The organism is Phocaeicola sp. HCN-6420 (assembly GCF_037890145.1).
Taxonomy (GTDB): domain Bacteria; phylum Bacteroidota; class Bacteroidia; order Bacteroidales; family Bacteroidaceae; genus Phocaeicola.
In genome coordinates this window covers 171,156-182,484 of sequence record NZ_JBBKBJ010000004.1, presented here as the reverse complement: position 1 = coordinate 182,484, position 11,329 = coordinate 171,156, and the positions used below count along the sequence as shown (strand labels likewise).

The following is an 11,329-nucleotide window of genomic DNA, read 5'->3' as shown; positions in this document are numbered from 1 at the left end:
AGTCAGATTCGTAATATCCATCGAAGATCTTTGTACCCATTCTCCATTCTCATCAGTATATTTAGAACTGAAAATACCACGTTTATCGAGAATATTATCAGAAGTAGGAGCCTGCGGATCGGCATATTCAAACTGACGTAACAAATTGCCTGTTGCCAACAAGCCCCCCCAGCCACTTACCGTAAATCCGCAAGTCGGATCATCTGGAGTAATGGCTCTCGAAGCCAAGATAATATAAGAAGTTCCTCCCCAAGTCTGAGTCAACGTACCATCAAAACAGATAGGGAATATAATCTCCTTACGCGTATCGGAATTCTGCCCGTTGTCAGCCTTAAACAAGTTTGCATAGTTACCAGCCAACTCATACCCCGCTGCTATAATGCGTTTGCAGGCAGTAATACAATCGGTATATCTGTTCTTACCAGTATAAACTTCCGCATTCAGATACATACGAGCCAGTAACGCATCTACAGCTCCCTGATCGGCTCGTCCATATTCTCCCTGGCGTGCTTCAGGCAAACTACCTCTGATATCATTCAATTCACTTTCAATAAAATTAAAAAGTTCTTCACGTGAAACCTGGCTCGGAGAGTTTGAATAATTGTTTTCTGTAATAAATGGAGGATAACCAAACGCATCCATCAGTATATAATACGCTAAGGCACGGTTAAAACGTGCTTCAGCCGCATACTGGCTTCTCATCTCCTCGGGCGCATTACCCACATTTTTCATAAATTCGTTCACCAGTGAAACAATATACATTCCAAACTGATAAACACCTTCTTCTGCTTCATTCTTTTCATCGGCCCAGGCCAGACAGTTAATGGCGTTACACCAGGCATTAGGCCATATACATTTAGCCTCATCGGTTGAAACTTCCTGCAAATTAAACCATGAACGTAAGATTTGTGAGTTACCCCCATCGATGCCCGATATATCACATGTTCCATTCTTTCCATCTTGGCTATGAAGGGCCCAGATAGAATAAATCTTCATTAAAGCCTTCGTGTAACTTTCAGGATCACTATAGGCTTCTTCTGCAGTAATTACATTTTTATCAAGAGGTTGTACATCCAAATCTCCAACACATCCTGATAGTCCTAACAAACCGGCTGCACACAACGTAAATATATATTTTGTTTTCATAATAAACTGATATTAAAAATTAAGGTTTAATCCAAGGGTATACGTTCTTGAATTCGGCCATAGATTTTCATCAATAGCACTACATTCCGGATCCAGACCTGTATATTTGGTTATTGTAAATACATTCTGTACGCTAAAGCTGATACGTCCAGAAAGTTTCTCCGTAAAGAACTTCTTGAATGAATATCCCAAAGTAATATTATCCATTTTCAAGAACGATGCATTCTCCAGGAAATAATCGCTGGCACGCTGGATACTCTCATTAACCTGTGTAAAGTTTGTACGATAAATGCATTCATCATAATTCCAAAGGTAACCCAAAGAAGGATTGATATTACCAATTGTACTGTTATTGGCTGCAAATGCATTGTATACATAATTTCCAAAGTTGGCGCGCAAATTAAAACCAAGATCCCAATTCTTATAGGTAAACTGTGAACTAAATCCCATAAAGACTTTCGGCATCGGACTCTTATCCGTCATATAACGGTCGGCTTCTGTTATCTGACCGTCTCCATTGCGGTCTACCATCGTATTCTGTATCGGATTTCCGTCTACATCATACGCCTGTTGATAAAGCCAGAATGTAGAAGGCTGGCTTCCCACCTGGTGCTTCTGTAGTACTGCTCCATTATCATACGAAGCACTTCCGGCATTAATACCCGGGTAAGAAGGATTATAGGACGCTGTCAACTGAGTGATTTCACTGGTATTCCACGTTACATTGTATCCTAAATCCCAGCTAAAATCCTTAGTCTGAACTGCTACGGCATTGATATTAAACTCAACACCTTTATTCTTCATCTTACCGACATTGGCTGTAATTTCATTCGTAAAATTGGTACCAGCAGGTGCACTTACCGTATTCAACAAATCTTTTGTATGTTTCTGATAATACTCAATGGTACCATTGATACGATTATTCAAGAAACCAAAATCAATACCCACATTATACGTAGTGGTCTGCTCCCACTTCAAATCAGGACTATATCCTTGCGGTTTCAATAAAGAATTACCCAGATAGGTACTATTCGGATTTGCATTAAACTTATAAGTAGTCAGATACAAATAGTCACTGATTTCCTGCTGACCCGTAATACCATATCCTAATCGTAATTTCAAATTAGAAAGCACATCTGTCGTCTTCTTCATAAACGGCTCGTTAATAATGCTCCATGCAAATGCAACAGACGGGAACATACCCCAACGATTATTCTCACTGAAACGAGAAGAGCCATCACGACGGAGTGTAGCAGTAAGCAAATAACGATCCATCAAATTATAATTCAAACGACCGAAGAAAGAAACCAAATAGTTTTCATAAGGTGCTGCATAATCACCATCTTTATAATAACGCTGTTCGGTTTCATTGTAAGTCCATCCATTGATATCTTTCTCACTCTCGGGCATGACATTAGACATGTTCGGAGAGAAATCCTTATAATAGAAATGTTGCCATGAATATCCAGCCATCACATCGATATGGCTTTTGATAGACTTAATATCCTTTACATAGTTCAAATAGAAATCTAACAAGTGATTACGACGCAAGTTATTCCACGTATTTCCTGAACCATATCCTGGGAAATTACTATCTTTTGCAGCCATAAAAGAACCAGCATTTGTAAAATTACTACCTGTTGCTTTAGCGACATCGTAACCCAGATTAAGATTTGCATGCAAATCTTCCAGTCCATGGATTTTATAATCCAACTGAATATTACCAATACTTCTCTTAGTTGTACCATGATTATCACGATCGAACAACAAACTTAACGGATTGGTTGCAGCTTGTGTATTAGGACTATATACAGTACTTCCACTTGTATCCTGCGATACAGCAGTCCAGTTCCAATATCCATTATAGCCATGATAGTCATCGGCATAAACAGGCTTAGTAGGATCATAAAAAGCAGCAGCCCCTACAGCTCCCGAATCGGCAAACCGAGTCTTATTGATAGAGCCTTTTACATTAATATCAACACTCAAATGATCATTAAAGAATTTCGGACTTAAATTGATCGCTCCCGTATAACGGTCGTATTTTGAAGTCTTCAGAGTACCTTTTTCTGTATTGTATCCCAATGAAACACGGAACGGAAGAAAACCAGCTTTTCCAGAAATTGATATGTTCTGGTCTGTACTCAAACCTGTCTGGAAGATTTCATTCTGCCAGTCTGTACTCTGGTCAGGGTACTGATTCAATATCTGTGAGATATAGGCTCCGTTCGTTGTATTTTCCGGATAAATACTCGTTAAAGTCGCACGTAGCTCATCTCCACTCAAGTTATTGATACGCTTATATGGATCTTTAGCTGTATAAGTACTATTATAAGCAACCTTAATTTTACCCTGAGTACCTTTCTTAGTTGTAATGATAATCACTCCATTTGATGCTCGCGAACCATAAATCGCAGTAGCAGAAGCATCCTTCAATACCGTAAATGTTTCAATATCATTCGGGTTTATAGTAGAAAGTCCATTGGATACTCCAGGAGCAGCCGAATTGGAAACAGGAACTCCATCAATCACAATCAACGGATCATTGCTGGCGTTCAAAGACGCTCCACTACGGATACGCATCGTCTGTCCGGCTCCAGGTTCACCACTACCCTGCTGTACATACAATCCAGGTACCTTGCCCTGCATCAATTCTTGTGCAGACGTTACAGCTCCACGATTCATTTCTTCTGCTTTTACCGCCACAACAGAACCACTTAAATCGCTTTTCTTTACCGATCCATAGCCAATTACAACAACATCTTCCAATACTTCAGAATCATCCTGCAACACCACATTCATGGTAGTAGCTGCCGGTAATTCTTGAGTTTTATAACCAATAAACGAGATAACAATAATATCTCCCTGCTTTGCATTTAAAACAAAATTTCCATCAAAATCAGTAATGGTACCATTAGTTGTACCTTTTACAATGACATTAGCACCAATAACGACTTCACCAAGACGATCTTTTACAGATCCCTTTATTGCAATTTCCTGAGCAAACACTTGTACAGAAAGTAACATTCCCACAAGCCATAGCAAGAAGAATCTGCCACGTGGTTTCATTGTTTTCATTTTCATATTATTAATTTAAGTATTATATTATCACAGCATTTATTGTATCAGCACCTATTGAAACTTCTAAAAAACAATCTATTACATTTACATTATCAAAAAAAATATACGAAAGGCTACGTTCAAGGAAAGTTTTCCTTGAACGCTTGTTTACATAATAAATATTACTTGATTTCTTTGATTGAAATAGCGTAACCGCCTCCAATACCTGCTTTCAGAGTTATTTTACTCTTGTTTGTGACTTTTTTCTTTGTTATGGTATACGCCTGAGGATTTTTATCCCAGCTTGCATCCTTGGCATCAGCATAAATAGTTGCTTCATATTTCTTGTCAGGATTGAGGAAGTCGAATGACAATTTAGAAACGTGACCGTTATAACCTGCCGTACATCCTACATACCAGTCGTTTGTATTCTTTGCGCGACGAGCAATGGTTATGTATTCTCCCGGTTCTGCCTCCAGGTACTTAGACTCATCCCAGTCGACAGCCACATCTTTGATAAACTGGAAAGCATCCATAAAACGTTCATAGTTTTCAGGAACATCAGCAGCCATCTGCAACGGACTATACATGGTTACATACAATGCCAGCTGACGTGCAAGCGTTGTACGAGCATGAGATTTATTATTCGGATTCATCTTACTGCAATCCGGTTCAAAGATACCCGGTGTATAATCCATCGGACCACCGATAAGACGAGTAAACGGCAAAATCGTTGTGTGATTTACATTGTTACCACCGAAAGACTCATATTCAGTTCCACGAGCCGATTCATTGCCAATCAGATTCGGATAAGTACGGCAAAGTCCTGTGGGACGTACAGCTTCGTGAGCATTGACCATAATCTTGTAATCAGCAGCTTTCTTTACGGCATACAGATAATGATCGACCATCCATTGTCCGTAGTGATGTTCTCCGCGAGGAATAATATCACCCACATATCCACTCTTCACTGCATGGTAACCATTATCTACCATAAACTGGTAAGCCTTATCCATATGACGTTCATAATTGCGTACAGAGGCAGAAGTTTCATGATGCATAATCATTTCTACACCCTTGCTTGCAGCATAACGATGCACTTCTTCTACATCAAAATCAGGATACGGAGTTACAAAGTCGAACACATAATCCTTACTCTTGCCAAACCAGTCTTCCCATCCTTGATTCCAGCCTTCCACCAAGACAGCATCGAAACCATTTGCAGCAGCAAAGTCGATATAACGCTTTACATTAGCCGTATTGGCAGAATGTTTTCCATTCGGTTTTGTTTTTGAGTAATCTGTTTCGCCCAGTTTCACACTCGAAAGTTCATCTGTATAGGCCCATGTACCTTTATTGGTAATCATATCCCACCAGATTCCGATATATTTTACCGGATGAATCCATGAGGTATCTTCTATCTTACAAGGCTCATTCAGGTTCAGTGTAATTCGAGAAGCCAGAATGTTACGGGCATCATCGCTTACGATAATCGTACGCCAAGGCGAAGTACACGGAGTCTGCATATAGCCCTTATCCCCTTTTGCATCAGGAGTCAGCCATGATTCAAAAATCAGATTCTTGTCATCCAAATTCAAGCTCATGCAAGAATAATCTTTCAAAGCAGCTTCATGCAAGTTAATATAAAGTCCGTCGTCAGTCTTCATCATCAGAGCTGTCTGAACACCAGTCTGAGAGAATACATATTGTGAAGAGTTCTCGGTGACAGCCGCATTCATCTTTCCCCGAATTTCAGACAAGCGAGAAGTAGTATAATCGTACTCCTGTGTATCATAATCTCCCGGAATCCAGAAAGCCGTATGGTCACCCGTCATAGCAAACTGAGTATGCTCTTCCTTTATCACAAAATAGTTCAGATTTTTCTGCTGAGGAAACTCATAGCGGAAGCCTAAGCCATCATTAAACAAGCGGAAACGAATGACGATATAACGGTCATTTTCCGGCTGGTCGAGAGTCACCTCCAACTCATTATAATGATTACGGATTTCACTTTCCTCTCCCCATACCGGGCGCCAGACTTCATCGAAAGTAGAAGTACGCGTATCTTTAATCTTAAATCCAGTCATGAGATTTGTTTTTTCATCCACGCGTTCCTTATCTTTCCGCTCTGTCCACTCAAATCCGATTCTCTTTTCAGGATCTTCTCTTTTCAGTTCAAGTCCAAGCGTACTGGGCTTAATAACAGCTTTATCTTTAAAGAAAAGCTCATATACAGGAGCCCCGTTACTATTCAAACTAAAATTCATTTTTAAATTGCCATCTGGTGATGTTAGATTTTGTGCATGCATTGCAAATGCGCAACAGCACATAGCTACAAAGGCAAAGGTTCTTTTTATGTTCATAGCTTTAAGGTTTTGATTAATAAATTGCTCAAAAACAAAATTAGATATCATAATACGCTTATATTTTCTTCATACGAAAAATACAAATATGTCAAAATATCAATGCACTACATATCAACGATTTATCATTTAAACAGGTAAGAATAAATATAAACCATTTATAAACAGAATATCAAGATTTCACGTCCTTTCAAAGATAATTTCTCTGTTAAATCCACCTTTTTTCCACTTAGAAAATCCGTACATTCCGATTGAGGTAATACCTCCCGATAAGATTCAAGGTTCAATTCCTGCGGAGCATCCGTTCCATTCATTACAACAACAACAGACTTGCCATTGTACGTACGTTGATATACATAAGTACCCTGACTGATGGAATAATGTTTTAATGTACCATGGGCAAGCACCTCATTTCCCTTACGCCAGTTTAATAACTTACGGGTAAATTCGAAAGCCTCATTCTGCAAAGTGGTACGTCCTTCAGGAACAAAGCAATTCACTTTATCTCCTTGCCATCCTCCGGGAAAATCTTTCCGCAACTCTCCGTCACCATTACCCTTATCACCCGTCATCAAGATTTCAGTTCCATAATATATCTGCGGTATACCACGCGTAGTCAGCAAAAAAGTCATTGCTTGTTTATAGCGTGTCAGGTTACGAGCCTTTTCATCAGTCGTTGTAAAACGAGAGGTATCATGGTTATCGAAGAATACCAGCAGGTTCATCGGATCGGCATATACGATATCCTGTGTCAGATAGTCGTACAACTTATACAGTCCTCCTCCCCATTCTCCAGTTTCTTCATCGAATGCCTGATTCATCAGACTTTGCAATGGAAAATCCATAACTGTCGGCAAGTTAGAATTTCTTGGAGCAGCCAATTTACTATCCTTTTGCCAGTAAGAAACCAGCACATTACTGTTCAACCATGTTTCACCCACAATATTGAAATAAGGATATTCTTCAAGTACTTCCTTACACCATTCGCTCATAAAGTCGAAATCGGCATACGGATGCGTATCCTGACGGATTCCATTGATTCCTGCATATTCAATCCACCAGATGCTATTCTGGATAAGATAACGTGCAACGTGACGATTACGCTGGTTCCAGTCAGGCATAACCGAAGTAAACCATCCATCCGTCGCAATCTTACGTTCATAATCACTGGCATGTATATCCATCACACTGGCAGTCTTGAATGAAGTCTGCACATATTCCGAATGAAAATTAAACCACTCTTTCGAAGGCTTATCTTTAAACAAATAGTTTTCACTGCCACAATGGTTAAAAATCATATCCATCACCACCTTCAATCCCTTCTGATGTGCCTTGTCAACCAGTGTTTTAAATTCTTCATTACTTCCCAGACGGCGGTCTATCTGATAATAATCCGTAATGGCATAACCATGATACGATCCGTCTTTCATATCATTTTCCTGAGTAGGATTCAACCAGATTGCTGTTACCCCCAAGTCGGAAATATAATCCAGATGGTCGGAAATACCCTGCAAGTCGCCTCCATGACGAGCAAACGAATCAGTACGATCGACTTTACTTTCCAGCATCCCCTCAATAATATCATTGTCCGGATTTCCATTGGCAAAACGGTCGGGCATAATCAAGTAAAGAACATCCTCCGAAGTAAATCCCTTTATATCATCTCCCTTATGTATACGCTTTTTTAGCTCATAAGGAATCGTCTGTGTTTTTTTCCCTTCCTTCAACAATATATTAAAGGTCTGTGCTTTTGCCTCCGACAAATCCAGATAAAGCAACAAGTAATTCGGATTATCCTGCTTTACCACTTCTTTCAGGATAATTCCTTTTCCAGACAGCGTCACATCACAAGAAGCAATATGATCACCATATAATAAAATCTGTAGTTCAGGATTTTTCATTTCGGCCCACCAATACGCAGGAGCAACCTTATGAATCTTTACAGCCCCATTCGCACGACAAATTCCGAAAAGACTAAAGACAGCCATAAATAAAAGCCATATCTGTTTCATGATATTTAAGATTAATATGATTTAAAATGTTTTTCAATGCAAAAGTATACCTCTGTTAATTTTTTTGTTATATTTGGAATTAAAATATAAATGTCTTATCAAAGTAAATTACTGAAAATAAGAATCTTGTTATCAACATAACATACCAATAATATAAACGGATTTAACTTTTGTTCTTGCATTATTACTTGGTAAAAACATACAATAAATAACAATGAAACAAAATATGCTCAGAATCAAATACAGATTTTTCTGGTTGCTGGCTGGAATGATTTTATTCATTTTGCCTGCTAAAGCAGAAGAGTTATCCCACGAAAAGGTATTGGAGCAGCTTGATGAGGTTATCTCGCAGAAAGCACTATATCGTACAGAACGTGAAAGAACTCTCTATCAGCTTAAACAACGCCTTTATTACGCCACAACCGAAAAGGATAAATACGAACTTTCCAATGAATTATTCGGGCTGTATTTACACTATCAGGCGGATTCCGCCTCTCATTATATAAACAAAAAGGCAGAATACGCTGCACTGCTGAACAAACCGGAATTATACAATGAAATAATTATCAACCGGGCAGAAGTAATGGGAGTTATGGGAATGTATAGTGAAGCATTAACCGAATTACAAAAAATACAACCAGAACAGTTGGGCAAGAAAAATCTGACATATTATTATTTTACTCTGCGCACATGTTATGGATGGCTGGCCGATTATACCGTAGACCGTAAAGCTAAACAAAAATACCTGCAACTGACAGATCAATATCGTGATTCGATAATGAATAATATAGATTCCTGCATAGACCGCAACATTGTTCTATCCGAACGATTCATACTCTCTTCGCATCCCGACAAAGCAATTCCAATGTTAAACCAAATGCTTACCACTTCCCTCGACATGAAGCAGAAAGCATATGTAAACTATACGCTGTCACTGGCATACGAAGCAAAGAATGAAATCGATATGCAAATCTATTATCTGGCACAAACTGCCATCATCGATTTAAGTATGCCAGTCAGAGAATATGCTTCGCTGCAAAAACTGGCACGACTCCTTTACCGACATGGAGATTTGAAAAGAGCATACAGCTACCTAAGCTGCTCTATGGAAGATGCAGTGGCTTGCAATGCCCGACTACGTTTTGCGGAAGTTACAGAGTTTTATCCGATTATTGATCATGCATATTCGCAAAAAGAAGCGCAAGAAAAAAGAATGGTTGTCATACTTCTGGTATGTATGGGTGTACTGGCTATCCTACTGATCATACTGGCTTTATACTTATATTACGGATTAAAGAAACTGTCGGTTATGCGAAAGAACCTGTACATATCCAACAAAGAGTTGCAGGCAGCCAATATGAATCTGGCACAGACCGGTAAAATCAAGGAAGTATATATAGCCCGTTACCTGGACCGCTGTGTCAGCTATCTGGACAAACTTGAACAATATCGCCGTTCGCTCGAAAAACTGGCAATGGCTTCACGCATCGACGACCTGTTCAAAGCTATACGCTCTGAACAATTCCTGCGCGACGAACGGAAAAATTTCTACAATGAATTCGACAAATCGTTTTTAGAGTTGTTCCCCAACTTCATTACCGATTTCAATAATCTGCTGAACGATGAAGGGAAAATATATCCCAAGCCCGGTGAAATACTCAATACGGAACTTCGTATTTTTGCCTTAATACGCCTGGGAGTAACCGACGCCAACCGTATCGCTCATTTCCTTGGATACTCACTGGCTACGGTTTATAACTACCGAAGCAAAATACGCAATAAGGCAAAAGGTGACAAAGATAACTTCGAACAAATGGTGATGGGGTTATAACCAACATCAACAAACCGAAATCCAATCATTCAGAACATCCTAAAAAAGAAACTGTTTCTCAAAAATATTCAATTCTTTTGAGAAACAGTTTCCATAATGCTCCGGATAACTTTTAAAAGCTCAATCCAGCTACAAAGTAAAATCCCTCAGTAGAAGGATTCCATATCGCCTTTGCAAACAAAGGCAACGACCAGTTTTTAGTAATCTTTATTTCCTTGGCAGCTTCGACAGCCACTTCGCATACAGCAAAACCATTTATCATTTCCTTTGAATAACTGGAGTTTTCTCCACCCGTATAAAAATCATTTTCCCAAGGAGTTGCTCCAATCTCTACATTCCAGTCCAGACCGCCCAATACAAAAGGAACCGCAACCGAACAGTAAGAAGCGTAAGCCTTGCTGCCATCTGCCTTATAGCCAATATATCCGGCAAAGTTTGTAAACCAGTTTACGGCAAGAATTCCGAAATCATATCCTACCTGAGCTTCAAAAGTATGGCTGGTATTATGAGCGCCATAGTGAAAATATCCCGGTCCGCCGCTGATCCAATAATCTGTAACCGAAACGCTAAAACCTTTTACTTCATAACCCAACGTCAAGTCAAATTCTTTTGTATCATCTTTGTCGAATCCAACCGTTCCCCATCCCGTCAAGGAAAGTCCTTTATAAGCCAATGATACTTCCGGCTGAACGCTTACATTTCCTAAATCCTGACCACGCCAGACATAACCACTCACCAAATCCATACCGACGCCCGCCTCTACCTTGTCTTGCGCCTTTACCTTAACAGGGCATAAGACAAGCATTACGAACACCCATAACATCACCTTTCGGATCACTTTCATCATCATAATTTGCATCTGTCAATAACTATTTAATAAAACGGATGCAAAGTTAGAAAATAAAATCGCCCGAACC

6 protein-coding genes are annotated in these 11,329 nt (G+C 39.4%); 1 reads left to right on the top strand and 5 read right to left on the bottom strand.

Annotated features, from left to right (window positions below):
- The 4 genes from WKT12_RS04525 to WKT12_RS04510 form a co-directional block, all read right to left on the bottom strand.
- On the bottom strand, positions 1-1,146 hold a 1,146-nt coding region (locus WKT12_RS04525; protein ID WP_340318898.1), incomplete at its 3' end, for a RagB/SusD family nutrient uptake outer membrane protein.
- A 12-nt stretch (positions 1,147-1,158) separates the two neighbouring features.
- Positions 1,159-4,230 (bottom strand): SusC/RagA family TonB-linked outer membrane protein, encoded by a 3,072-nt coding sequence (locus WKT12_RS04520; protein ID WP_445323118.1) that lies wholly within the window; start codon positions 4,228-4,230, stop codon positions 1,159-1,161.
- Positions 4,231-4,388: 158 nt separating this feature from the next.
- Positions 4,389-6,569, bottom strand: a complete 2,181-nt coding sequence (locus WKT12_RS04515) for a glycoside hydrolase family 97 protein (RefSeq protein WP_340318896.1) — start codon at positions 6,567-6,569, stop codon at positions 4,389-4,391.
- Positions 6,570-6,727: 158 nt separating this feature from the next.
- A complete protein-coding gene (locus tag WKT12_RS04510) occupies positions 6,728-8,581 on the bottom strand; it encodes a glycoside hydrolase family 13 protein (RefSeq protein WP_340318895.1) in 1,854 nt (617 codons plus the stop codon).
- Between the two features lie 235 nt (positions 8,582-8,816).
- On the opposite strand from WKT12_RS04510, the gene WKT12_RS04505 reads away from it, so the two are divergent.
- Complete coding sequence (locus WKT12_RS04505) at positions 8,817-10,412, top strand: DUF6377 domain-containing protein (RefSeq protein ID WP_445323120.1); 1,596 nt, start codon at positions 8,817-8,819, stop codon at positions 10,410-10,412.
- 112 nt (positions 10,413-10,524) lie between these two features.
- On the opposite strand, the gene WKT12_RS04500 is transcribed toward WKT12_RS04505, so the two are convergent.
- Complete coding sequence (locus WKT12_RS04500; protein WP_418587301.1) at positions 10,525-11,259, bottom strand: hypothetical protein; 735 nt, start codon at positions 11,257-11,259, stop codon at positions 10,525-10,527.
- Between the last annotated feature and the right edge of the window lie 70 nt (positions 11,260-11,329).

Bases quoted from the DNA above. Each gene is read 5' to 3' on its own strand.
- WKT12_RS04520 (WP_445323118.1), bottom strand. From the start codon at position 4,230: ATGAAAATGAAAACAATGAAACCACGTGGCAGATTCTTCTTGCTATGG.
- WKT12_RS04500 (WP_418587301.1), bottom strand. From the start codon at position 11,259: ATGATGAAAGTGATCCGAAAGGTGATGTTATGGGTGTTCGTAATGCTT.
- WKT12_RS04515 (WP_340318896.1), bottom strand. From the start codon at position 6,569: ATGAACATAAAAAGAACCTTTGCCTTTGTAGCTATGTGCTGTTGCGCA.
- WKT12_RS04510 (WP_340318895.1), bottom strand. From the start codon at position 8,581: ATGAAACAGATATGGCTTTTATTTATGGCTGTCTTTAGTCTTTTCGGA.